22 protein-coding genes and 1 riboswitch are annotated in these 23,774 nt (G+C 73.6%); of the genes, 10 read left to right on the top strand and 12 right to left on the bottom strand.

The window, feature by feature from the left end; genetic code table 11:
• Positions 1-88 precede the first annotated feature (88 nt).
• The 7 genes from ACZ6N8_RS12500 to pseB form a co-directional block, all read right to left on the bottom strand.
• Positions 89-724, bottom strand: coding sequence for an alpha-ketoglutarate-dependent dioxygenase AlkB (locus ACZ6N8_RS12500; RefSeq protein WP_357986256.1), 636 nt, complete (start codon positions 722-724; stop codon positions 89-91).
• A gap of 118 nt (positions 725-842) precedes the next feature.
• Complete coding sequence (locus tag ACZ6N8_RS12495) at positions 843-1,901, bottom strand: PseG/SpsG family protein (protein ID WP_377602115.1); 1,059 nt, start codon at positions 1,899-1,901, stop codon at positions 843-845.
• Complete coding sequence (locus tag ACZ6N8_RS12490; protein WP_357986259.1) at positions 1,898-2,635, bottom strand: glycosyltransferase family protein; 738 nt, start codon at positions 2,633-2,635, stop codon at positions 1,898-1,900. The genes ACZ6N8_RS12495 and ACZ6N8_RS12490 overlap by 4 nt, the downstream gene beginning before the upstream one ends.
• Positions 2,632-4,446, bottom strand: a complete 1,815-nt coding sequence (locus ACZ6N8_RS12485; RefSeq protein WP_466009622.1) for a class I SAM-dependent methyltransferase — start codon at positions 4,444-4,446, stop codon at positions 2,632-2,634. Before ACZ6N8_RS12485 ends, ACZ6N8_RS12490 begins: the two co-directional genes overlap by 4 nt.
• Entirely contained in the window at positions 4,436-5,284 is an 849-nt protein-coding gene (locus tag ACZ6N8_RS12480) for a hypothetical protein (protein WP_357986265.1), read from the bottom strand. Before ACZ6N8_RS12480 ends, ACZ6N8_RS12485 begins: the two co-directional genes overlap by 11 nt.
• A 10-nt stretch (positions 5,285-5,294) precedes the next feature.
• Positions 5,295-6,452, bottom strand: a complete 1,158-nt coding sequence (locus ACZ6N8_RS12475) for a DegT/DnrJ/EryC1/StrS family aminotransferase (RefSeq protein WP_466009619.1) — start codon at positions 6,450-6,452, stop codon at positions 5,295-5,297.
• The gene (gene pseB, locus ACZ6N8_RS12470; protein WP_357986271.1) at positions 6,449-7,432 is read right to left on the bottom strand and encodes a UDP-N-acetylglucosamine 4,6-dehydratase (inverting); all 984 of its coding nucleotides are present in this window, start codon (positions 7,430-7,432) and stop codon (positions 6,449-6,451) included. The genes ACZ6N8_RS12475 and pseB overlap by 4 nt, the downstream gene beginning before the upstream one ends.
• Positions 7,433-7,797: 365 nt before the next feature.
• Here pseB and ACZ6N8_RS12465 point away from each other — a divergent pair, with 365 nt between their 5' ends.
• Positions 7,798-9,531: a hypothetical protein gene (locus ACZ6N8_RS12465; RefSeq protein WP_466009617.1), complete on the top strand. Its 1,734-nt coding sequence runs from the start codon at positions 7,798-7,800 to the stop codon at positions 9,529-9,531.
• Between the two features lie 83 nt (positions 9,532-9,614).
• Here the strand turns inward: ACZ6N8_RS12465 and ACZ6N8_RS12460 are convergent, their stop codons facing one another.
• Positions 9,615-10,124 (bottom strand): GNAT family N-acetyltransferase, encoded by a 510-nt coding sequence (locus tag ACZ6N8_RS12460; protein ID WP_466009615.1) that lies wholly within the window; start codon positions 10,122-10,124, stop codon positions 9,615-9,617.
• Positions 10,125-10,223: 99 nt separating this feature from the next.
• On the opposite strand from ACZ6N8_RS12460, the gene ACZ6N8_RS12455 reads away from it, so the two are divergent.
• Genes ACZ6N8_RS12455 through ACZ6N8_RS12440 form a run of 4 tightly spaced genes read left to right on the top strand, consistent with a single transcriptional unit; the run spans position 10,224 to position 12,927 of the window.
• Positions 10,224-10,475, top strand: coding sequence for an acyl carrier protein (locus tag ACZ6N8_RS12455; protein WP_091401397.1), 252 nt, complete (start codon positions 10,224-10,226; stop codon positions 10,473-10,475).
• Complete coding sequence (locus tag ACZ6N8_RS12450) at positions 10,472-11,752, top strand: AMP-binding protein (RefSeq protein ID WP_466009614.1); 1,281 nt, start codon at positions 10,472-10,474, stop codon at positions 11,750-11,752. The genes ACZ6N8_RS12455 and ACZ6N8_RS12450 overlap by 4 nt, the downstream gene beginning before the upstream one ends.
• Positions 11,745-12,500 (top strand): SDR family NAD(P)-dependent oxidoreductase, encoded by a 756-nt coding sequence (locus tag ACZ6N8_RS12445; RefSeq protein WP_466009612.1) that lies wholly within the window; start codon positions 11,745-11,747, stop codon positions 12,498-12,500. Before ACZ6N8_RS12450 ends, ACZ6N8_RS12445 begins: the two co-directional genes overlap by 8 nt.
• Positions 12,484-12,927, top strand: a complete 444-nt coding sequence (locus ACZ6N8_RS12440; RefSeq protein WP_466009610.1) for a hypothetical protein — start codon at positions 12,484-12,486, stop codon at positions 12,925-12,927. The genes ACZ6N8_RS12445 and ACZ6N8_RS12440 overlap by 17 nt, the downstream gene beginning before the upstream one ends.
• A gap of 426 nt (positions 12,928-13,353) precedes the next feature.
• Here the strand turns inward: ACZ6N8_RS12440 and pseI are convergent, their stop codons facing one another.
• Together pseI and ACZ6N8_RS12430 are read right to left on the bottom strand one after the other, a co-directional pair.
• The gene (pseI, locus tag ACZ6N8_RS12435) at positions 13,354-14,406 is read right to left on the bottom strand and encodes a pseudaminic acid synthase (protein WP_466009608.1); all 1,053 of its coding nucleotides are present in this window, start codon (positions 14,404-14,406) and stop codon (positions 13,354-13,356) included.
• Positions 14,407-14,533: 127 nt separating this feature from the next.
• A complete protein-coding gene (locus ACZ6N8_RS12430) occupies positions 14,534-15,688 on the bottom strand; it encodes a glycosyltransferase family 2 protein (RefSeq protein ID WP_466009606.1) in 1,155 nt (384 codons plus the stop codon).
• 245 nt (positions 15,689-15,933) lie between these two features.
• On the opposite strand from ACZ6N8_RS12430, the gene ACZ6N8_RS12425 reads away from it, so the two are divergent.
• From ACZ6N8_RS12425 to ACZ6N8_RS12410, 4 genes are all read left to right on the top strand, one after another.
• A complete protein-coding gene (locus tag ACZ6N8_RS12425; RefSeq protein ID WP_466009604.1) occupies positions 15,934-17,154 on the top strand; it encodes an acyltransferase family protein in 1,221 nt (406 codons plus the stop codon).
• A gap of 81 nt (positions 17,155-17,235) precedes the next feature.
• Positions 17,236-17,691 (top strand): hypothetical protein, encoded by a 456-nt coding sequence (locus ACZ6N8_RS12420; protein ID WP_466009603.1) that lies wholly within the window; start codon positions 17,236-17,238, stop codon positions 17,689-17,691.
• A gap of 131 nt (positions 17,692-17,822) precedes the next feature.
• Positions 17,823-18,593 (top strand): hypothetical protein, encoded by a 771-nt coding sequence (locus ACZ6N8_RS12415; RefSeq protein ID WP_466009602.1) that lies wholly within the window; start codon positions 17,823-17,825, stop codon positions 18,591-18,593.
• Positions 18,594-18,894: 301 nt separating this feature from the next.
• Positions 18,895-19,036: riboswitch (cyclic di-AMP (ydaO/yuaA leader) on the top strand.
• 228 nt (positions 19,037-19,264) lie between these two features.
• Positions 19,265-20,113, top strand: a complete 849-nt coding sequence (locus ACZ6N8_RS12410) for a C39 family peptidase (RefSeq protein WP_466009600.1) — start codon at positions 19,265-19,267, stop codon at positions 20,111-20,113.
• Positions 20,114-20,185: 72 nt separating this feature from the next.
• Here the strand turns inward: ACZ6N8_RS12410 and ACZ6N8_RS12405 are convergent, their stop codons facing one another.
• On the bottom strand, positions 20,186-21,226 hold the full coding sequence (locus ACZ6N8_RS12405) for a hypothetical protein (protein ID WP_466009599.1): 1,041 nt from the start codon (positions 21,224-21,226) through the stop codon (positions 20,186-20,188).
• Between the two features lie 119 nt (positions 21,227-21,345).
• Here ACZ6N8_RS12405 and ACZ6N8_RS12400 point away from each other — a divergent pair, with 119 nt between their 5' ends.
• Complete coding sequence (locus tag ACZ6N8_RS12400) at positions 21,346-22,092, top strand: alpha/beta fold hydrolase (protein ID WP_466009597.1); 747 nt, start codon at positions 21,346-21,348, stop codon at positions 22,090-22,092.
• Positions 22,093-22,096: 4 nt separating this feature from the next.
• Here ACZ6N8_RS12400 and ACZ6N8_RS12395 read toward each other — a convergent pair whose 3' ends face one another.
• Positions 22,097-23,767, bottom strand: coding sequence for a CDP-glycerol glycerophosphotransferase family protein (locus ACZ6N8_RS12395; RefSeq protein ID WP_466009595.1), 1,671 nt, complete (start codon positions 23,765-23,767; stop codon positions 22,097-22,099).
• Positions 23,768-23,774 lie beyond the last annotated feature (7 nt).

The raw sequence follows: 23,774 nt of genomic DNA, 5'->3' as shown, positions 1-23,774 counted from the left end.
CCGATCTTGCACTTCCCGCACCGACAACGCAGCGCGAAAGGGGCACGTAGGCGTCCGAAAGTGCAAGATCGGCGAGGCGGGGCTCGGGTCAGGCGACGTTGACGGGGCGGAACTGGACGCTGACCCGAGGGCCCACCGGGCGGGTGGTCTTGGGGATGGCGTGTTCCCAGGTGCGTTGGCAGGAGCCGCCCATCACGATCAGGTCGCCGTGCCCGACGGGGAAGCGCAGGCTCTCGCCGCCGCCACGGGGACGCAGCAGCAGCGGCCGGGGCGCCCCGAACGAGACGATCGCGACGACCGTGTCGGTGTGCGCCGAGCGGCCGATGGTGTCGCCGTGCCAGGCCACGCTGTCGCGCCCGGACCGGTAGAGGCACATGCCCGCGGTGACGAACGGCTCGCCCAGCTCGGGGGCGTAGTGCCGGGTCAGCGCCGCCCGCGCCTCGGTGAGCACGGGATGGGGGAGCTGCCGGTCGCCCGCGTACCAGCAGAGCAGGCGCGGCACGTCGACCTCGTTGTCGAACATGGTGCGCCGTTCGGCACGCCAGGGCACCTCGGTGAGCAGGGTGTCGAGGACCGTGTCGGAGCCGCGCACCCAGCCCGGGAGGTGGTCGACCCAGGCGCCCCGGCTGAGCTGGTGCCTGCGGATCTGGCCGGGCAGCGGCCCCAGGGTCGGCCCGGCGTCGGCCAGGTCGAGCATCGACGGCTGGTAGGCGGCCTGCGTCATGCGGCCACCCTAGCAGCACTTTCGTACACCCGTGCTAGGTGTGAAGCCATGCCGGTCAGCCGGCTCGTGCTCGATCTCGGATGCGTCGCCCGCAGCCCGCGAGCCTGACCTTCGCAGGTCAGCCGGTGACGGCGGCCGGGCGGACGGCGTCGAGCACCGCGTCCACGACCCGCGCCCGACCCTGCCCGTCGACGGCGGACCAGGCCCGCGCGGCCAGCGCCGCGCGCCGCTGCGGGGAGCCGAGCAGGCCGTTCAGGGTCCGCGCCGCCGTCGCGCGCGCCGCCCGACCGGGGATGCCGGCGGCGGTCAGCTCGGGCAGGACGCCGAGGCCGGCGGCCAGGCCGTGCCGGACCACCCGGTCGTACGACTCGCGCTGGTTGTCGACCACGCAGACCAGCGCGGCGGGTGCCCCGAGGCAGCAGAGTTCCCAGGTGGACGTGCCGGCGGCGCTGACCACCAGGTCGGCGGCGGTGATCAGGGACGGCAGCGCGCCGGTGGGCGGGACGGGTCGGATGCTCTGCCCCCGGCCGGGGGTGATCTCCTCCAGCTCCGCCTCGATCCCGGGTCGACCGACGACGACCGTGAGGTCCATCGGATGGCCGGTGGCCACCAGCACCCGGGTCAGCACCGGGGCCGCGCCTACCGCGTCGGTGCCGCCGAAGAACGCCAGTACACGGGGTCGGCCGGCGGTCGTGGCGGGCGGGGGCGCCGGCGGACGGGCGGTGATCACCGAGTCGCGCAGCAGGGCGTACGCGCTGCCGGCGAGCAGCCGACCGGGCAGCTCCGGGTGCCGCGCTCCGAAGTTCTGGTCGAGGTAGAGGTCGGCGTCCTGGCCTCGGCTGTCGCCGTCGATGACGGCGACTGTGAACACGCCGGCGGCACGCAGCGCGCCCGCGCCGGCCGGGTCCAGCTCGTAGGAGTCGAGGACCATCACGTCCAGGTCGTGCCGGTGCGCGGCCTCGACCAGCTCGGCCGGCGAGTCGGGGCCGGGGTGCAGTCCGATGCCGCGCGCGGCCAGTTCGGCGACGGCCCAGTCGAGGCGTTCGACGGTGCCGAACACCGCGACGTGGGCACCGCGGGCCTGGAACTCCTCGGCGAGGGCCAGGCAGCGTACGAGGTGCCCGACACCGCGTCGCGGCCCGGCGTCGCAGCGCACCCCGATCCGGATCGTGTTCAGGACTCCTCCAGGCGCTTCTGGCGGACGTCGGCGTTGAGCGCCCGGAGCCGGGGCTGCCCGTCCAGCCAGTCGGCGAGTTTGGCCAGCGGCACGCTGACGTCGCCGAAGTGGTCGACGACGGCGCTGACGAGCGCCCAGTCCTGTTCGGTGTCGAGGGTCAGCCGCAGCCCGGAACGGTCCGGGGTGAGCGTCACCCCGAGCACCCGGAACAGGTCGGGGTGGGTGTACGCGTACGAGGTCACGTGCACCCGGTGGTGCCCGGTGGCGAGCCGGTCGAGGGTACGCAGCGCGTCCGCCCGGATGATCTCGACGTCCAGCCCACGGGGCAGCGTACGGGCGATCGACGTGCTCGCGTAGTCCAGTCCGGGGACCGCCCGGTACACGGCGGCGACCAGCGCGACGATCTCCGGGTCGAGCAGGGGGCAGTCGGCGGTGAACCGCATGACCGCGTCCCCGGGGTGCGCGGCGAGAGCGCCCACGAACCGGTCCAGGACGTCGTCGACGGGCCCCCGGTGGCACGGCACGTCCAGCCGTTCGCACTCGGCGACGACCGCGTCGTCGACCGGGTCGGTGCTGGTGGCCACCACCAGGTCGGCGAGGACGCCGCTGTCGCTGGCGGCACGCACCACCCGGCCCAGCACGGACCGTCCGGCGAGCGGGCGGAGCACCTTGCCGGGCAGGCGCGACGATCCCATCCGGGCCTGCACGATCCCGACGATGCGTGGCCCGGTCACTGCTGCTCCTCCTGCCTCGGGGCGAGCACCGTGCGGGCCCGGCGCTTGGCGGCGCGGGCGCCACGCTTGGCGAGCCGGGCCGGGGTGATGGCGAGCCGGCCCACCCGGTAGCTGAGTGAGCCGCTGAGCAGGCCGATCGTCGTCTCGGCGCGGCGCAGCGCCCGTTCGCGCGAGGTCAGCAGTTCCTCGGTCCACGCGGTGAGCGCCGCGAGTCGACTCAGTTCCTCCCGCTGGCGCAGCCACGCCTCGCGCAACTGCTGGTAGCTGTGCGGGCCGACCGGCGGGTCGGTCGGTGCGACGGCGTGCAGCCGGGTGGCGAGGGTGACCCGGCCGTCGGCGTCGAGCTGGTGCAGGGCCGCCGTGATCTCCGCCTCGGCGTCCACCGCGTCGGCGACCGTCGTACGGTCGAGGTCCCGTCCGGCGAGCCCGCCGAGCACCACTGTCAGGCCTGCCACGTCGAGGGTGGACGACCACGGGTGCGCGTACCCGCCGGTGAACAGGTCCGCCGCGAAGCGCCACAGGCCGCGGGCCAGCACCACGTCCGCCGGGAGGGCGCCGGTGGCCCGCCAGCTCGCGTCGAGGACGGCGTACCGGCCGCCGTCGACGACCACGTTGTCGGTGCCGGCCAGTGCGGTCGCGCCGACGACGAGACCGTCGGGGTCGGCCTGGTCGGCGAGCCAGCCCGCGTACCCCCGCAGCAGCGTGCGCAGGGTCGCCAGGTCGCGGCGCAGGGCCGCGTCGAGCAGGAGGGTACGCAGCAGCCGGCCGGGCGGCACCGGCCCGCTCAGCGCGTCCGGGTCCCGGTAGGCGGCCACGCGGCTGGCGAACGGCTGCGCGGCCGGCAGGCCCGCGCCGGTGCCCGGGGTGAGCCCCCAGCGCCAGCCCGACGGCCCGTCGAGCACCTCCAGCACGCCGATCCCGGGTTGCCCGGTCTGCGCGAGGGCCACCGGCAGGTCCGCCTCGGACCCCGGCGCCGGTGCCCCGTCCCGGTGGGCGAGCATCAGCCAGCCCGGCGCGAGGTCGGCGGCGCGCCCGGCGTGCAGCGCGTCCACCGCCAGCCGGGCCGGGTCCTGAAGGACAGTCGTGCCTGCGAAGCCCGCCGCGCAGGCGCCGTGCAGCACCGCGTCGAACAGGCCGGAGCCGGCGCCCCGGTCGAGCTGGTCGGCGTCGAGCAGCGCCGTGGGGGCGCCGGAGTCGGGGTACGCGGCCCAGCAGGCGGCCGGGAGCAGCCCGGCGCCGCGCAGCCGCTCGCGGAGCTGGTCGCGGTTGGCCGGGTGGGCCTGGTCCAGCACACCACCGATCACCCAGGCGGAGTCGTCCCGGCCGGCGTACCAGGGGGTGGTGTCAACGAGTCGGTGCAGGCCGAGCGGGTTGTCCAGGCGCAGCAGCAGCGCGCCTCCCGGCCGCAGCGCGCCGACGAGTCGCGCCAGCACTCCGTCCCAGCCGAGCCGGGCGCCCTCCACCGACTCCACCGGGTCCAGTCCGGCGGCGGCGATGACCACGTCGTACGTCTCGTCGGCCGGCAATCCGGCCGGGCCGCCCACCACCACGTGGGCTGCGCGCGGGGCGAGCGCCACCGCGTCCGGGTGGCTGCGCAGCAGGCAGGTCACCTCGGCGTGGGTGAGCCGGTCGAGCAGCGCCGGGTCGTGCGGGCCGGCCAGCAGGACCCGGGCGCCGGACGGCACGATCCGGGCGGCCAGCGCGGCGAGCGGCCCACCGTCGGCCAGCCGTTCGCGCGGCAGGTCGGACCAGGCCAGCATCTCGCCGCCCGGCAGGGTGATCCGGCCGGCGGGTGCCGTCTCAGTCGTCACGGTCTTCCTCTTCCTCCTGGAGGTTCGCCCATCCGAGCAGCTCGCGCAGTTCGGCGGGCGAGCAGCGGTGGTCGGTGCCGAGCTCGGCGCGGGCGATCTCGACCGCTGCGGACAGGTCGACTGTGGCGCCGTGCAGCTGCGGCCACTGTCGCCGGATGCGGGCCGTCCCACCGAAGGTCGGGTCCTCGTTGGACAGGATCATCGGGTCGCCGTAGACGGCCGGTTCGCAGCCCGCCGCGATGCCGTAGAAGATCGCGCTGGTCAGCCGGTTGGAGGCGACCCGGCGGTGCCGGCGCAGTTCGGTCAACTGCTTGTCGAGGAACTCCGGGTCGGTGTCCTTCCACCAGTGCCCCCGGTAGCCGTGGCAGATCACCCGGAAGCCGGCGCGCTCGTAGAGCCGGCGGACGTTGCGCATGCCGTACTCGTGCCAGTACAGGCAGACCGTGACCGGGCCGGGCTCGGTCTCCCGGATCAGGGCGATCAGCTTGCGGTGGTCGCCCTTGACGTGCTGGCCCTCCCAGCCGTGGAACGGGTACCAGATGGTGCCCTCGCGCTCCTCGGCCGGCGGCTCCTCGGGACGCATGGCCAGCAGGTAGACGAACGGCGCGCCGATGACGACCACGTTGCGTCGCCCCACCGACCAGGCCCGCCGGCGCGTCTGCTCCGACCAGAGCAGGCTCGGGGCGCGGTCGGCGTACGGGTGGCCCGGGGCCAGACCGTCGCCGATGTTCCAGCCGTGCTGCACGTACCCGTTGATCCGGGGTGGGTGCCGGTCGCCGAGACCCGCGTAGCGGGCCAGGACGTGCGCGTGGCCGTAGAAGTGGTTCGCGTGGTGCATCAGGTCCCCATCAGGCGGCGGAACGCACCGCGCTGCCCCGCAGAATCGCGGTCAGCGCGTCGACGACGCGGTCCTGGTCGGCGTCGCTGAGCCCCGGGTAGAGCGGCAGCGACAGCTGCTGGGAGTAGAACGACTCGGCCACCGGGCAGGATCCGCGCCGGTAGCCCAGATCGGCGAACGCCGGGTGCCAGTGCACCGGGAGGTAGTTGACCTGGACGCCGATGCCGGCGGCGCGCATCCGGTCGTACACCTCGCGGCGGCGGCCGTCGAGCACCCGGATCGGGTACAGGTGCCACGCCGGGTCGGCCCACGACCGGCGGGTGGGCGTCACCACGCCGTCCAGGTCGGACAGCGCCTCGTCGTAGCGGGCGACAAGGGCGGCCCGACGCGCCGTGAACCCGGCGAGGCGGCGTAGCTGGCTGCGGCCCAGGGCGCAGAGCACGTCCGGCAGCCGGTAGTTCAGCCCGAACTCGTGCACCTCCTGGTGCCAGCCGCCCTCGTCCGGAGAGCGCAGCTCGTGGCGCTCGCGGACCACGCCGACGCCGCGGAACCGGCGGGCCCGCTTCAGGATCCCCGGGTCCAGGGCGGCGACCGCCCCACCCTCGGCGGTGGTGAGGTTCTTCGTGGGGAAGAACGAGAACGTCGTCAGGTCGGCGAGCGAACCGACCGGCCGGCCGTGGTACGTCCCGCCGATCGAGTGCGCCGCGTCGGCGAGCAGCAGCGCCTCGCTGCCGACGAGCGACCGGCGCAGGGCGTCGTAGTCGGCCGGGTGGCCGGCGTAGTCGACAGCGGCGACGACCTTCGTACGCGAGGTGACGGCCGCGGCGGCGGCCGCCGGGTCGAGGCAGAACGTCTCGTCGTCGACGTCGGCGAACACGATCTTCGCGCCGAGGGCGACGGCGCTGCTGGCGGTCGCCACGAACGTCATCGGCGGGACGACGACCTCGTCGCCCGGTCCCACCCCGGCGGCCGCGTACGCCACGTGCAGCGCGGCCGTGCCGTTGGAGACGGCGGCGACGCCCACCCCGCCGGTCCACCGGGCCAGGTCGGCCTCGAAGGCGTCCACCTGCGGACCCGTGGTGAGCCAGTCGCCGCGCAGCACGTCGGCGACGGCCGCGATGTCGTCCTCGGTGACCGACTGCCGGCCGTACGGGAGCATCCCCGTCATGCGGTGAGGCCGAGCATGTCGCGCAGCTGCTCGACGCTGAGCCACTCGTCGTTGGTGTCCGACTGGTACGCGAAGCCGTCCGGCACCGGCTCGCAGTCGACAGGCGGCTGGTAACCCCAGCCGGCGATTGTCGGCTGGACGATGTAGCGGTCCTTGGCGCGCAGCGTCCGGCGGCTGTCGTCCGGCGCGATCATCTCCTCGTGCAGCTTCTCGCCGGGCCGGATGCCGATCTCGTGGGTGGTGGCGTCCGGCGCGACGGCCTCGACCAGGTCGAGGATGCGCATGCTCGGGATGCGCGGCACGAACAGCTCGCCGCCCTGCATCTGGTCGAACGAGTCCATGACGAACTGGACGGCCTGCTCCAGGGTGATCCAGAAACGGGTCATCCGCTTGTCGGTGACCGGCAGGCTCTTGCCCTCGGCGGCCAGCCGGTGGAACAGCGGGACCACCGAGCCGCGGCTGCCGACCACGTTGCCGTAGCGGACCACCGCGAACCGGGTGGGGTGGTGGGCGGCGTAGTGGTTGGCCGAGACGAACAGCTTGTCGCCGACGAGCTTCGTGGCGCCGTACAGGTTGATCGGGCTGGACGCCTTGTCGGTGGAGAGCGCGATGACCTTCCGGACGCCTGCCTCGATCGCGGCGTCGACCACGTGCTGCGAGCCGGTGATGTTGGTGGCGATGAACTCGGAGGGGTTGTACTCAGCGGTGTCCACCTGCTTGAGGGCGGCGGCGTGCACCACGTGGTCCACGCCGTGCATGGCGCGGGTGAGGCGGTGCCGGTCCCGGATGTCGCCGATGAACCAGCGCAGCCGCGGGTCGTCGCCGAGTTGCTGGCGCAGCTCGTACTGCTTGAGCTCGTCGCGGGAGAACACCACCACCCGGGCGGGGTCGGCCTCGTTGAGGATGTGCCGCAGGAAGGTCCTGCCGAAGGAACCCGTTCCCCCGGTGATCAGAATGGACGATCCATTCAACTCACTCAATGTGGTGCTCCCGTGTTCGTGGATGAACGGGCGGCCCTCGGCCGGCCGACCGGGGTGACACGCTAGCCATGGCGGGTTAACGCCCCGGCGCTCGCGGGTTAACCGCGTCCACTGCTCCCGTGAATGCCGCACGCCGCGCAGGCGAACACTTGCGGACCTCCGCGAAGCGGGCTGACCAGGCCGGATCCGGCCGCTACAGTGGCCGCGCGAGCGACCCGGGCGCCCTCGCGCCGCCGGTTGCCGCGTTCACCCGACAGCCGCGCCACCTCGGCGTGAGCGGTGCACCCCCACGCGCGTCACCGGCCGGCCGCAGCGCCGTCCGGCCCGCGCACCACCGGCCCGGCCGGCGACCTCAGGAGGCGTTGATGGCATCCGGCAGCGACGTGATGGAACGGCCGGCTGCTCCGGCCGGTACGCCGCCCGCCGCACCCGCGCGGCGCTGGCTCGTGCCGCTGCTGCTGCTCGTCGGGTGGGTGCTCAGCGTCGCCTGGCGGATGTGGCTGTCCCGGCACGTCGTGCTGCCGATCGCGCACACCGACGAGGACAGCTACCTCAACACCGCCCGCGCGCTGGCCGGTGGCCCGGGCGGGTTCAGCAGCGAGAACGACCTGCTGCGTCGGGTCGGCTACCCCATGCTGATCTCGCCGGCGTTCCTCGGCGACCGGGACTTCGCCGACAGCTACCGGCTGGTCCAACTGATCAACGCGATGGTGAACTCGACGCTGCTGCCCCTGGCGTACCTGCTGGGGCGGCGGCTGCTCGGGCTGCGCCGCTCGTACGCCCTGGGTGCGGCGGTGGTGGCCGCGACCCTGCCGGCGACCGCCTTCTACGCCGGCGTCGCCATGATCGACGCGGTGATGGCGCCGCTGGTGGTGGCCTGGCTGCTCGCCGTGCACCGCTGGATCGGGCGACCCGGGCCGCTCGCCGCGGCCGCCGTCGGCCTGTTCGTCGGCGCGTTCCACCTGCTGCACTCCCGGGGCCTGGTGATCGTCGGCATCCACGCCGGTCTGGTGCTGCTGCTGCTGGTCCGCCGCCGGATCAGCCCCGCCGGGGTGCTCGCGGCGCTGGCGCCGGTGCTGGCCCTGGCGCTCGTCAACGAGGCCGGCATCCGGCTGCTCGGGGACAAGGTCTACCTGCTGGGCAGCACCCCGGGCGGCAGCGTGGTCGACGCGGTCGCCTCCGCGCAGGGTGTGGTCCGGGTCGGCGCGGCGGTCACCACGCAGCTCTGGTACCTCGTCGTGATCACCTTCGGGATGGCAGGGGTGGCCTGGGCAGCCGCCGTCCGGGAACTGTGGCGTCCCCGCCACGGCGACGCGACCCGCTGGACGATGGGCGTCGCGCTGGTCACGAGCATCGGGGTCGCCAGCGGGGCCTCGGTCATCCTGGCCGGCATCACCGGCAAGCCGTTGGACGCGATCTACGGACGCTACGTGCAGATGCTCGCGCCGTTCTGGATGCTCGTCGGGCTCGGTGTGCTGCTCACCGCCGGGCGCCGGGTGGTGCTGCGCCGCACGGCCGTCGCGGTGGCCCTGCTGGCCGCCGGCGGCGCGCTCGTCGCGGCCCGGCTCGCGTACGTGGCCAGCCGGGGGCACACCCTGCGCTACGGCGGCTTCGGCGCGCCCGACCTGATGGCGTTGACCGGCGGCTGGCGGGAGATGCGCCCGGTCGTCGGGTCGCTGATCGGCGCCGCCGGCTGCCTGCTGCTGGTCGCCGCGGTCCAGGTGCCCCGCCTGCGGCTGCCGGTCCTCGGCGTCCTCGTGGCGGTCAACCTCGTCACCATGCAGGTGATCGACCAGCGGCTGGTGCGCCCGACCGTGGCGAGCACCGCGCCCACCCCCCGGGTGGCCGACGTCGGGGTACGCCCCGGCGAGCGGGTGTGGGCGTCCACGGGCGTGCACTACATCCTGCGGTTCAACCTCAGTCACCAGGTGACCTGGACCGACGTGCGGTGGTTCCGCGAGCAGCCGCCGGCCGCGGCGCAGGTGGTGTTCGCCCGCTGGGCGCCCGGCCAACCCGACGACTGGGACGGCGCCCGGTACGGCTTCGTCCGGCTCGGCGGCAACGAGCGCCAGCACTGGGCGGCGTGGCGACGAATGTGACACGGCCTTTTATGAACGGCCGGTGTCCAAGGGGGGCGGCAGCGGTTAATCGTTTCCGACCATTGCGCGAATATGCGCGACAATCAGCGTCGGCGGCGGTCGCCCTGGTGGAGCGAAATGGGGATGACCGTGATTTCCCGACCGTCGGACATCTCCCGGCGTCCGGTGCCCTCGACAAAACGGAAACGTCTGTTCATCTGCCGTACGACGGTGTTGTGCTCCAGCACCTCCCCGTCGAGCCGGTCCAGGTGCAACCCGTCGAAGGCGTACTCCACGGCCTCCCGCATGATGCCCAGCCAGGCGGGCAGCGTCTCGTCCCGCCCGGCCAGCCCCTCGGAGTCCAGATAGAAGCCCCAGGCACCCGTCCGGGGGCCGTCCAGCCGCAGGTCGAAGAAGGTGACCACACCGCAGGGGCGGTCGTCGCGGACGTACACCAGCACCCGTCGCGACGGGTCGTCGCGGACCGCCGACCACCACCGGGCGTGCTCCTCGGCGGTGATCTCGTGGCTGTTCCTGCTGACCTGCCGGTTGGCTTTCTGATTACGCCAGGACAACATCAGGTGAACGTCGTCCGCTGTTGCTTCGCGCAGCACGTGCCTCTCGCTTTCAATCTGTTCACGCCCGGTCCGGGAACCTTACCCGGGTGCACCGGGAAATCGGATATGCATTCGTTGGGTTGTAGACTCCGGCGCATGAACGAATTGAGTCGCGCGCAGATCCGCGACCTCATGGCGCAGGTGTTGAAGAACCAGGACAAGGAGCTGCCCGCCGACGACGCGGCGCAGCTGCGGGAGATCGGCTTCCGCTCACTGGACTTCTCCGAGCTGGCCCTGCGGGTGGAGGACGAGACGGGGGAGGAGCTCAACTTCGACGCTCCCGGCCTGCGCCGCATCGCCACCGTCGGTGACGTCCTCGACTTCCTCGTCGAGCTTCAGCACCAGTGACGGTCGCGACACCTGGCCCCGCGGCGGCCACGCGTCCCGAGCCGGCCGGCGTCGACAACCGGGTGGTCGTCGGCGGCGTCGCGTTGACCTGGCGGGAGCTGCCGGCGCCGGCGCTGCCCGACCCCGCCGCGGTGCTGGCGCACTCCGCCGCGCACGCCCTCGCCGCCGCGCGGCAGCACGCCGTGCGCGGCACCGAGCTGCTGCTCAGCACCGCGAGCCGGGTGGACGCGGCGATGCGCGCCGACCTGTCCGAGGCCGGCTTCGCGGTCACCGTCCTCGACGACGACGGCACGCATCCGAGCGCACCGGCCCGGCCGCGCGCCGCCGACCCCGGCCGGCTCTGGCTGTTGACCTCCGGTTCGACAGGCCGTCCGAAGCGGGTCGGACACACCCTCGACACGCTGACCACCGTGCGGGCCGACCAGCCCGAGCGGACCTGGCTCTGCCCCTACGCCCCCGGCACGTACGCCTGGTGGCAGGTGGTCACCCTGTCGCTGACCCAGCCCGGGCAGCACCTGGTGGTCATCGAGCCGGACGAGCTGGACGACTGGCCCGCGGTCGCCGCCGCGCACGGGGTGGACGCCGCCTCCGGCACGCCGACGTTCTGGCGTCGCACCCTCTACCGGGACGCCGCCGCGCTGGCCCGGGTGCCGCTGCGCCAGATCACCCTCGGCGGGGAGCCGGTGGACCAGGCGATCCTCGACCAGCTGCGGGACGTCTTCCCGACCACCCGGATCTCCTGGATCTACGCGTCGTCGGAGGTCGGTGCGTCCATCGTGGTGCACGACGGGCGGGCCGGGTTCCCTGTCGACTGGTTGGACCGGCAGGCCCCCGGCCGGCCGACGCTGTCCGTACGGGACGACGAGCTGGTTGTCACCTCCCCGTACCACGGGGCCGGGCTTGCCGGCCCGGTGCGCACCGGTGACCGGGTGCAGGTGGTCGACGGCCGGGTGCTGATCACCGGGCGGCTGGACTCCGACGAGATCAACGTCGGTGGCAGCAAGGTCTCCGCCGGTGTGGTGCGCGGTGTGCTGACCGGGCACCCGGGCGTGGCCTGGGCCCGGGTCACCGGCCGCCGCGCCCCGGTGCTCGGCCGGATGGTGGTCGCCGAGGTGGTCCTCACCCCCGCCGACCCGACCAGCGGCGACGCCGGCGTGCCGGACGAGGCCGCGCTGGTGCGCTGGTGTGCCGACCGGCTGCCCGAGCACGCGGTGCCCCGCCGCATCCGTGTGCTGACCGAGATCCCCGTCAAGGAGACCCTGAAGAGCGATGTCTGACCCCGCCGACACCCAGCTCGTTCCCCCCAGCTCCGTCGTCCTCGTCTCCGGGGGCTCACGGGGGCTGGGCCTGGCCATCGTCACCGACCTGCTCGACGCGGGCGTACGGGTGGCCGCGTTCGCCCGCACCGTCACCCCGGAGCTGGAGAAGCTCGCCGCCGAGCACCCCGACCGGGTGCACGTCGGCTCGGTGGACGTCACCGACCTGCGCGCCGCGCAGGCCTTCGTCCGCGAGGTGGAGCAGCGCCTCGGCCCGATCGACGGCATCGTCAACAACGCGGCCGTCGGGCAGGACTCGCTGCACGTGCACACCGCCACCGACGACATCGCCCGGATCATCGAGACCAACCTGACCGCGCCGCTGCAACTGACCCGGCTGGTGGTCCGCCGGATGCTCGGCAAGGGCCTGCGTGGGCGGATCGTCAACATCACCTCGATCTGCGCGCAGCGTGGCTTCCCGGGCCTGGTGGCGTACTCGGCCACCAAGGGCGGCATGGACGCCGCCACCCGCTCACTCGCCCGGGAGCTGGGCGGGCGGATGCTCGTCAACGCGGTGGCGCCCGGGTTCTTCGCCTCGGAGATGTCCGCGGTGCTCGGCCCGACCCAGCTCGACCAGATCGTGCGCCGCACCCCGAGCGGTCACCTCACCGAGCCGCTGGAAGTCGTGCCCGTGGTGCGGATGCTGCTGCGCGAGCACACCAACATCAACGGCCAGGTCATCGTGGTGGACGGTGCCGCCTCCGTCTGACCTGGCCCAGCTGGCCGTCGCCGAGCGGCATCTGCGCATCGGCGTACCCGCCGACCTGGCCGACGCGACGACTCGTAGCCATCTCGACGATGGTCGCTGCGTCGGCTGGTACGGCCCGCTGACGCCCGGGTGGCGGGTGGCGATCGACGCCGAACGCGCGGACGCCCCGGTGCCGCCGGCGCTAGCTCGCCGCTTCGGCGTGCCGGACTTCTGGGCGCGGTGGACCCGTACCGAGTGCCACTGCAAGCTGACCGACGTGCCGGTGGCGGTGTGGTGGCGTACCCACGGGCTGAGCACGCCAGCCGGCGCAACGGTCTGGCGCACCCTCACCGTGGCCGACCTGGTCGTCACTGTCGGCGTCGTCCGCGAGCCTGCGCTGCCACTCAGCTACCAGGACCTGCGGGAAGCCGCCGCCGGCGGTCGGTAGCCCCGGTGTGGTGGGCGCGCTGGCCGGCGCGCGGCCGCCCTGGCGGTCGGTACGGTGGTGCCTGTCGAGCTGCCCCAGATGTGGGGCAGACGCTCTCGCCGCTGGTCGGCGCCGTGGTTATCCCTGAGCTGCCCCTCGTCTTGGGCAGGCGCCTCCGCCGCTGGTCCACCTGGACCGCGAGTCTCGGGAGTCCGCAGGGCTGCGCGACGGCTGTCCACGGCTGCGCGACGGCTGTCCACGGCTGCGCGACGGCTGCGCGACGGCTGCGCGACGGCTGCGCGACGGCTGCGCGACGGCTGCGCGACGGCTGCGCGACGGCTGCGCGACGGCTGTCCGCCCCATATCCGGGGCAGCTCGACAGGCTCTCAGCCTCGCTCCACCGGCGCTGCGGGCGGACCCGCCGGGCAGCCCCGGTGGAGCGACCGATCAGATCAGGTCCCAGCTCAGGGGGGTGCCACGGGGGACGTCGGTGGTGAAGGTGCGGCCCCGCACCCGGTCGATCTCCACCGGGGCCAGCCCGCCGGCCGGGCGGATCGAGCGGACGTTGTCGGCAGTCACCGGGTCGCCGGCCCGCACGTCGGCGACAACGAACAACGAGCGGCGGAACCGCAGCCCCTCCTGCTCGGCCGGGGTCGGGCCGATGGCGGTGCCACCGAGCGCCGCGTACGCCCGGCCGGACTCGGCGACCAGGGCGGTGAGCTCCCCCGGGTTCAGGGAGAAGTCCGAGTCCACGCCGCCGTCGGCGCGGTCAAGCGTCACGTGCTTCTCGATGAAGCAGGCGCCCAGTGCCACCGAGGCGACAGCCACCCCGATGCCTGGCGTGTGGTCGGAGAGGCCGACCGGCACGTCGAAGGCGCCGGCCAGCACCGGCAACCGGCGCAGGTTGCTGTCGGCCGGCGGCGCCGGGTAGGACGCCGTGCAGGCCAGCAGGATGATGCCCGCCGCGCCGCCGTCGCGGGCGGTGCGCACCGCGGCGTCGATCTCGGCGACCGTCGCCATCCCGGTGGAGATCACCATCGGTTTGCCGGTGCCGGCGACCAACCGGATCAGCGGAAGGTCGACGAGCTCCGACGAGGCGATCTTGTACGCGGGCGCGTCAAGTGACTCCAGCAGTTCCACGGCCGTGGCGTCGAACGGCGACGAGAAGACGGTCAGACCGCGCTCGCGGGCCCGCTCGAAGATCGGCGCGTGCCACTCGTACGGGGTGTGCGCCCGCTCGTAGAGGCGGTACAGGTTCTCCCCGCCCCACAGCTCGTGCCCGCTGGAGATGCGGAACGCGGGGGTGTCGACGTCGATCGTGATCGTGTCCGGCCGGTACGTCTGGAGCTTGAGCGCGTGCGCCCCGCTCTCGGCCACCGCGTCGACGATCGCCAGCGCGCGACCCAGGTCGCCGTTGTGGTTGCCGGACATCTCTGCGACCACGAAGGGTCGCTCGCCGGCACCGACCGCGTGCGGTCCGATCTTGGTTGTCGCCGTCATTGGGACCTCTGCTCAGGTACGTCCGCACCGGGGTGCGGTGGTGCTGTCGTCGTCCCCCCGAGGGGTGGACGACCTGGAAAACTCCGGCGCCGGGAGCCGCGCCGGGCGTGGGGTGCGACTCCGACGGTCACGGCAGGCGGCCCCCTGCCAACGCGTCGGACCGCTCGGGTGTCCCGGTGGGCTCCGCGGCCCGCGTCGTGGTGGGGTCCCCTCGGTTCGGGTCCTCGTCGGTCCCGGCGTCCGGGCTCGCCGTCGGGCCCGACCGGCGCAGCCGGCCCGCGACCCGGTGCGCCTGACGCAGCGCCGAGTACGCCAGCCAGTCACCGCGCCCCACCAGCCGGTGCTTGAGCCCGGCCACGCCGGTCGGCACCGGGTAACCGCCGGTGGGCAGGTAGCGGCGGTAGTGCTCGGCGACCCGGTGGAAGAACGCCCGCCGCAGGTGCGGGTGCAGGCGGTCGTCGTTGCCGACCACCACCAGATAGTGGCTGATCATCAGCTCGAACAGCTCGGCCCGCAACCGCTCGTCCGGGTGTTTGCGGGCGACCCAGTCCATCAGCCGCTCGTACTGGCCGAACGCGTCGAAGTGCCGGCCGCTGCGGGTGGAGGTGATCGCGCCCTGGCGGCCCTGCCGGTACAGGTAGCAGACCCGGTCCAGTACGGAGATCTTCTCCGCGCCGATGAGCAGCGGATGGCTGAACGGGATGTCCTCGTACCAGCCGGGGAAGAACCGCAGCCCCAACTCGTCGAGGAAGGCCCGGCGGACCACCTTGTTCCAGGCGGTGTGCTGCACCCGCAGCAGGTGCGGCTGGTCGGCCAGGCGGACCACACCCGGCACCCCGCGCAGCAGGTGACTGCTCGCGTCCACCTCGCGCCGGCCGTCCTCGTGCACCCGCAGGTGGTCCACCATCAGCACGTCGGGCTGGTGTTGGCGCAGCCGGTCCAGCACCGCCGCGATGGTGCCCGGGGGCAGCCAGTCGTCGCTGTCGACGAACCAGACGTACCTGCCGGTGGCCACGTCGAGACCGGCGTTGCGGGCCAGCCCCAGACCCACGTTGCTGCTCAGGTGCACGACCCGGACGCCGTCGCGGCCTGCGTACGCGCGCAGCATCGCGCCGCAGCCGTCCGGCGACGCGTCGTCGACGGCGATCAGCTCGACCGCGTCCGCGTCGCCCGCGGGAATGTCCGCCCGGATCGACTCGAGGCACTGGTACAGGTACGCCTCCACGCCGTACACGGGCACGACGATGCTCAGCAGCGGTGCGTGCGTCGGCTCATTGACCACGCCGCCACCTTCGACGACCCGGGTGGCCGGCCCCGGAACCTGACGTGGCCGAGGAAGGTGGAGTCCCTGAACTCCCGCCGAGCGGAAGGTTAACGACGCTCGTCCGGTTCACCCGGGAGTGACCCGGTAGGGTGCCCCGGTGCGGCCCTGCCGGGTCGTCGCGGGCGTCGCCGTCGCGCCGTCCGACGCCGCGCCGAGGAGGAGACGTACGTGCTGGTGACCCTGCTGATCGTCAGGCGACCGGCATGACGGGCACCACCGACGTCCCGGCGACGGCCCGGCCCGCCCCGGTCACCCGGCTGCCCTCGCTGACCGGGCTGCGCTGGATCGCCGCGCTGCTGGTCTTCGGTTTCCACGCCGGCACCATGCGGATCATCGCCGAGCCGGACTACAAGGCGGTTGTCGACGCGCTGTTCACCCTCGGCCTGTCCGGGGTGCAGTTCTTCTTCGTTCTCAGTGGGTTCGTGCTGGTCTGGTCGGCCCGCCCGGGCGACTCCCGGCGGACGTTCTGGCGCCGGCGGGTCGCCAAGATCTACCCGAACCACCTGGTGCTGTGGGCGGCGGCGCTGCTTGTCGCCTGGTGGTTCGCCGACCCCGTCCTGCCCGCCGTCGCGCTGGAGAACCTCCTGCTGTTGCAGGCCTGGGACCCCAGGCCGGGCTGGTTCTACAGCATCAACACGGTGAGCTGGTCGCTGTCCTGCGAGTTCTTCTTCTACCTGTGCCTGCCGCTGGTGCTGCCCTTGCTGCGCCGGGCGCGGCCCGCGCTGCTGTGGACGCTGATCGTCGCGTTGCCACTGCTGATCCTCGCGCTCTGGCCGGCCCAGCACCTGGTGCCGGAGGACAGCCGGTGGTGGTTCACCCAGGTCTTCCCGCTGACGCGGTCGCTGGAGTTCTGGTTGGGCGCGGTGGCGGCCGAGCTGATGCGCCGGGGCCTGTGGCGCGGTCCCGGCCTGACCGTCGCGAGCGCGATCTTCGTGGCCACCTGGGTGGCAGCGGCACAGTGGATCCGCGCCGAGCTGTGGACCACCCTGCTTGCCGTGGCCTACCTGCTGGTGATCACCGCCGCGGCGGACGCCGACGTGCGGGGCCGACGCTCGCCGTGGCGGTCCCGCCCGCTGGTCTGGCTCGGTGAGGTCTCGTTCGCGTTCTACCTCGTGCACGTGCTGGTGATGACGAGCGTGCTGCGGTGGACGGGGGACTGGGGGACCGGGTTCGGCGGGTGGCGCGGCCCGGCTGTGGTGCTCGGCTTCCTGTCGGTCAACCTCGTCCTCGCCGCACTGCTGCACCGCTTCGTGGAGACACCGATGATGCGCCGGCTCGCCCCGAGCCGCCGGGCCCACACGTCGGCCGTCCCGCGTCCGCGCACACCAGCCACCGGCGCTGACGAACCCACCCACCAGGCCGGGAACGCGCCGACCGCCGGGCCCCGGCCCGAAAACCGATCGACGTACGCCGACTCGCGCTGATCGTCCACGCTGGTCGGCGCGGCGTGACCCGACACGCCCGGCGTCGGTGCGTCCGGCCGGCGACGGCGGTAGCGTGAGGACGTGCTTCCGGTCGCGCTCACCTGTCCCCTGTGGTGGGTGGCGCGCTGGGCCACACGGGTGCTGACCAGCCTGGCCGTCGTCGCCCTCGCGCTCGGCGCGGGCGCACCGCCCGCCTCCGCCGGTTCCCCGACGTTCGCCGACGCCGCGTCGACGTTCACCGCCAGCGGGCCGATCATGCGGCAGGCCAGCGTCGCACCGGGTCTCGTCACCGGCCCGAGCACGCCGTCCGGTCCGGTCGGCGTGGTCGCCATCGGGCACCTGCCGTCGGTCGTCGCCGACGACGCCGCCGACCGGCACACCTCGACCCGGTCGGTCGACCCGCAGCCCGCCCGGCTGGCCGCCGGGATCCTGCCCGCCGCCACGAGTGTCACCCCGGCGAGCGCTGCCCGGTCCGAGCGGCGGCCCCACGCCCACGGCCCGGCCAGCCGGGCACCCCGGGCCCCGCCCTCCCGCTGAGCCATCGGGACGAGCGTCCCGCCGCCGCGCCTGTCGATCAACCACCCGCACCCGTCGGCCCGTGGCCACGCCACGACCCGCCCGGCCCGTGCGGCTCACCGTCGCATCGCTGTCGCTCCGAGGTGTCGATCATGGAGACCGTCGTCTTCTACCAGTTCCTGACCGAGGTGCCGCAGGCCGCCGCCATCTGGTCGGTGCTGTTCCTGCTGGCGTTGAGCGTGCCCGCCGTCCTCGTCGCCCGTCCGGAGCGGGACGGGCCGACGGGTGAGCCGGGCCCGACCGCGCCCACCGCCCGGGAGGCCGCGGCCGCCGAGGCCGCCGACAGGCGCCGGTACGCCGAGGAGGTGGCTGTCGCCGCCGCCGGCGCCGCGCAGACCGCCCGACGGCGACGAGCTGACTGGCTGGTCACCCAGGAGGAGGCGGAGCGGGCCTGGGCCGGGTACGACGAGGCGGACACCGTGGCCCGTCGGTTCGCCGGCGCCGGGGCGCTGCCCACCCCGCGTACCCCGCACACCCCCGCCGAGTACGCCGCCCGGGAGCGGTACCTGCACCGTGCCGCGATGGCCGCGTACTGGCGCGGGGAGCTGACCATGGGGCAGCTCGGTGACGTGTTCGGGCACCGGCGCGGCTGGGATCCCCGCCGGCACCCCGTCGAGCAGGAGGTGCTGCTCGCCCGGGCGATCAGGGACGCGAGGCTCGCCGACTACCGGGTCGCCGCCGAGCGGGAACGGTCGGCCTGGCGGGACGCGGAACTGGCCGCCGAGTCGGCCCGCACCCTCGCCGAGGAGGCGTACGCGGCCGCAGCCCGACTGCGACCCGGCCCGGCGCCGGCCCGCCGGGCGGCGACCGGTGCGGTACGTCCCGCCGCGGTGGCCCGCTGGCGCCCGGCGCGCGTCAGTTGAGCCCGCCCGTCGGTTGAGCCCGATCTGTGACGTGAGCCCGGTCACGGGCCCGCGAAATCGGGCGGTCGGCGCGATCGGGCCCGTTGTTCACGCGAATCCGACGTCGTTGTCGACGACGTGTCCGGTTGTCGACCACAGGCGTCGCCGTCACCGGTTGTCCCATCGAGTCACGTCATCGGCAATACGCGCAGAAATTGTCGCCCAGAATGATGTTTACGCAGGTGGGCGCGGCTTGGCAGGCGTACGCACCACAAGTACTGTCGTCCTGTCCGGTGCGGTTACCGATCGCAAGAGGCGACGCCGCGCCGACCCGCTCAATCGTGATCAACGAACCGGGGACCCATCAGTACGTCCGGGGTGAATCCGCGAGCCACGGCCCGCGGTAGGGCGATCTTCCCGCCCGAATCCGTCAGCTAACCCGGTAGGCGGTGTCGGAAGGAGTTCCATCCTCGTGCAGCACCTCTCCACCCCTCGCTTGTTCCCCCGCCTCCACGGCGTCGCGGTGCCCCCGCTCATCCGTCCGGTGAGCTGACCCCCCGGGTCATCGCCCTTCCCGCCCGGCCGCGCCGGGCGTTCCCCTCGAGCGGTTCACCATCCGCGGACCACGGTTCGCGCGCTGGCGCCTGCCCGGATACCGGCTCGGCCCCGGTGTGCCGCTCTCCCCCCGAACCGTGGAGGACCCCGTGAAGCACACCCTGAAGCGTCAGCTCCGCCGTCTCACCACCGAACGTCCGTACCAGATCGTCGCCGCCTCCGCCGCGGCCCTCGCGCTCGCGACCACCACCGGTGTCCTGCTCACCGACACCGACGACGCCCCGGCCGGCCAGCACACCGCGACCACCGTCGCCGAGATGCGCAGCGACATGGCCGCCTCCCGTGGCCAGGCACGTGTCGCGCCCCCCTCGGCCAGCGCCGCGCCGAGCAGCGCCGCCCCGGCCACCAGCGCCGCGTCGCCCGCCGCGAAGGCCAGCGGCAACCCGGACCTCACCCGTAAGCCGACGCCGCCGAAGCCGCCCGCGACGAAGGTGCTCGACTACGACTACGAGGCGCAGAACACGTACTACAACTGCGGTCCGGCGGCCACCCGCAACGCGCTCAGCGCCAGCGGCATCGACCGCACCCAGAACGAACTCGCCGTCAAGCTGGGCACCACCGAGATGGGCACCAACTCGGCCCTGGACACCACACGCGTGCTCAACGCCGAGGTCAAGGGTTCCCCGTACCGGACCCGGATGTTCGCCGGCACCCCCAGCCCGGCCCAGATGGACCAGCTCCAGGCCGACGTCGTCAAGGCCATCACCGACGGCCGTGGCGTGGTGGCGAACGTCGCCGGCGACGCCGTCGACACCAACGGCGGCTGGCACTCCTACGGCGGTGGGCACTACATCGCCGTGGTGGGTTACCGGGACAACGGCCGGACCGTGCGGATCGCCGACTCGGCGAACGCGGCCGACGCGTCGTACTGGGTCACCACGATCGACCTGGCCAACTGGATCGCCACCCGGGGCTACTCCGCCTGACCCAGGCGGATGGACCGCCGCGGGCGCCGTCCCCCACGAGGGGCCGGCGCCCGCGGCGTCTTCGTGTCGTGCTCAGTAGTCGATGAAGCCGTACAGCGCGAGGTGGTTCGACTTCGTCCCGCTGACCGTGTGCCCGATGCTGGACGGCCGTACGGTGCCCTTCACGAACAGATAGTCGATCTTGCTGGACCCGCTGGTGGCGGCCGAGCCGTAGCCGGTCATGCCGTAGCCGCTCAGCGTGCTGGCCGCGATGCCCGTGCGGTTCGCGTCGATCCCCACGATCCGGATCGTGGAGGCGTTCAACAGGCTCGTCGCGTCCGCGCCCAGGTGGATGCCGCTGTTGGCGATGCCCCGGTCGCCGTCGCCGGCGCACGCGTTCTGCCGGTTCTCCTGCGGCAGGTGCATGGTCGCCGCGAACACGCTGGTGCCGGTCGCCCTGATCGTGAACCGGGCCGCGATGGCGCTGGTCCGCTTCCACTTGTAGTAGTCGGTGCTGTCCGGGTCGCTGTTCGGCGGCTTGTACAGCGTGCACCCGGCGCCGTTGGCGTACGCCGTGCCCGGCTTGAGCCAGCCCGCGCTCCAGTACTTGGAGATGTCGCCGGCGGCGAGGCTGAGCGTCCTGGTGTTCCAGATGATCGCGTTGGTCTGCTTCTTCTTCAGGTCGCCCAGCGACTGGGAGCTGCACTTGTGCGTGCTGCCCCACGGCTCCGGGTCCGTCCAGGCCACGATGGCCCCGTACGTGCCAGCCGGGTAGCCGAACTTCGCCGACAGTTGGTCGGCGTACGCCTCGGCCTGGCCGCTGCCGCGCACCTGCTGCACGATCAGCAGGTCCGGCGCCACCACACCGCTGGTGCCTGTGCGTCCGGCGTCGTCGACCAGGATCGAGGTCAGGTGGTCCGGTCCGGAGATCCGGGTGCAGCTCCCGTCGGCGTTGTTCACCACCAGGTTCTCGATGTTGTTGTTGTAGACCCGCAGGACCCGGTCGGCCGCCGCGACAGTCGCGCCGTGCGGCGCGACGCCCGACGGCGTGCCGAGCGCGGGCGCGTCAGGTGCCGCGCCGAGCGCGACGACGGCCACCGCCGCCGCAAGCGTTGATCGATGCCTTCTGAGCACGGAGGCTCCCTCCCGCGACGACGATGCCCGTCCAGGCGCCGCACTCTACAGTGGATCATCGCCGGTCGGGTCCGCGTTCGACTCTCGTTCCGGGCCGCGAACCGTGGGAGACTGCGGCCGTGGCGGATGAATCGGGTGGTCAAGCCGGTCGCGGACCGATCCTGCTGCTGCTGCACGGGATGGGGGCGAGCGGCGACGTGTGGCTGCCCTGGGCGCCGCTGCTGGAGCAGCACTGGCCCGCGCGGTGGCTCGCCCCGGACCTGGCCGGTCACGGCTGGTCGGCGCCGCTGCCGTCGTACTCCTTCGCTGGTCTTGCCGACCGGATCGCCCGCGGCATGGCGGCCGACGACCGGCTCGTCGTGCTCGGGCATTCGCTCGGAGGCGTCGTCGGTCTCGCGCTGGCCGCCCGCGACGCCGGACTGCCTGTCGACGCGGTGGTCGGGCTGGGCATCAAGGCGGTCTGGTCGCCCGCCGAGCTGGACCGCGCCGCCGAGCTGGCCGCCCGCCCGGTCAGCTGGTTCGCCAACCGCACCGAGGCGGCACGCCGCTACCTGCGGGTCTCCGGGCTGGCCGGCCTGCTCCCACCGGACCATCCGGTGGTGGACGCCGGGCTGCGGCAGGTCGACGGCCGGTGGCGCCTCGCCATGGATCCCGGCGCGTTCGCCGTCGGCGAGCCCGACCTGGCCGCCCTGATCGCCGCCACCGACGTGCCTGTGGTGCTGGCCCGCGGCGAGCACGACCCGATGGTCACCGACGCGCAGCTCAAGGAGTACGGCGTCCCGGTCGTCACGCTGCCCGGGCTCGGGCACAACGCACACGTGGAGGACCCGGCGGCGGTGCTGGCCCTGCTCGACCCGTACCGCTGAGGCGCTACACGCCCGCCGGGGCGGTGAGTGTCCGCTGCGGCGTCAGCTCCCGGCGGGCGGCGGTCAGGAACGCCTCGGCGTACGTCTCGGCCGGGAAGTCGCCCAGGTAGTGGCGGCGGGTTGCCCAGCGCGCCTCGGCCGCCGGATCGGTGTCCAGCAGGTCGGTCAACACCTCGTCGGTGTTCGACATGTCCCGCCGCAGCACGTAACCGGCCCCGGCCAACGGGAAGCGCCGCACGAACCCGTCGCCCTCGTCGCCCATGTCGGTCACCGCGTACGGCTTACCGGAGTAGAGGTAGTCGGAGATCACCCCGGACACGTCGGAGATCAGCGCGTCCGAGCGGTTCACGCACTCGGTAAGGCTCAGCTCGCGGGCCGCCGCGCCGACGACGTGCTGCCGTCCGGTGCGGGCCCGGTCGGCGACCAGCAGCTCGGTCAACCGGCCGAGCTGCCGGGCCGAGGCCGGATTCTGCGCGGTGTACGGGTGCGCCCGCAGGATGACTGTCGCGCCGCGCTCCAGCAGCCGCCGCAGCAGCTTCTCGGCCACCGGCAGGGAGCAGTAGTCGGCGTCGGCGTGGTGCCCCGTCCAGGTGGGGGTGTAGAGCACCGTCGGGTGGGCGAGCCCGCGTACCGGCTCGGGGCGTACCTCGATCGACTCGACCTGCGGGCGGCCCACCACCACGAACTTCTCGGCCGGGATCCGTACGCCGGCGCGGGCGTACCGCTCGATCGCCGCCGGGCCGGCCACGAAGATCCGGTCGAAGATCCCGGACACCGGGTTGGCGCTGGGCGCCTTGTCGCTGTCGCCGTGGTGCAACTGCACGTGGGTGAGCTGGGTGAACCTGATGCAGTGGCTGTTCTTGGCGCCGTGGTTGACGTAGAACGCCGCCCGCAGGCTTGGCACCAGCGCCTCGTCCATCGCCCGCAGGGTGGGGCAGTAGACCACCGGCGCGTCGGTGGCGGCGGCGATCGGCGCGAGGAACTCCGGCTCCCGCACCAGCACCACGAACGGGCGGCCGATCCGTTCCAGGTACGGCAGCCACATGGTGACCTGGTACTCCGAACCGGGGGGTGCGGAGAAGTAGAGCAGGAACTCGGGCTCGTGCCGGCGCAGCGCGCGGGCCACCGCCCCGCCAGCGGCGGCCGGCCGGAACCGGCGCCGGGCCAGGTCCAGGGCGACAGCCCCGGCCCCCGCGCCCACCAGCAGGCTGGCGACAAGCGCCACGACGGCGGGCAGGACCAGCGCGGCGGCGAGGGCCACGACGGCGAGTAGCCCCAGCAGTGCGGTGCCGAGCCGGTCGGCGACCAGCGGCGTCCAGGACCGCACCGGCAGGTTGGCCGCCCGGATCTCCAGGTTCCCGGCCGTCCGCAGCGGCCCCACCAGCAGCACCAGCCCCAGCAGGACCAGCGCGGTGGCCACCAGCGCCGGGTCGAGCCCGTCGTCGAGCCGCCGGGAGTAGCCGACCAGCACGGCGGCGGCGATGAGGGCCGTCTCGGCGACCAGGTCGGCGCTGGGCCGGATCCGCTGCTCGACGGCTGCCGCGGCCAAGGCGGCGACGGCCAGCGCCAGCCCCCAGTCGGTGGCCCCGGTGAGCGCCAGCACGACGAAGGCCAGCACGGCCAGCCCGGTGCTCAGGCACCGGGCGGCCATCTTCCGGACCAGGTCACCGCGCATGTCGCTC

The organism is Micromonospora sp. NPDC047521 (assembly GCF_055587305.1).
This window is presented reverse-complemented; position numbering and strand designations above follow the sequence as displayed.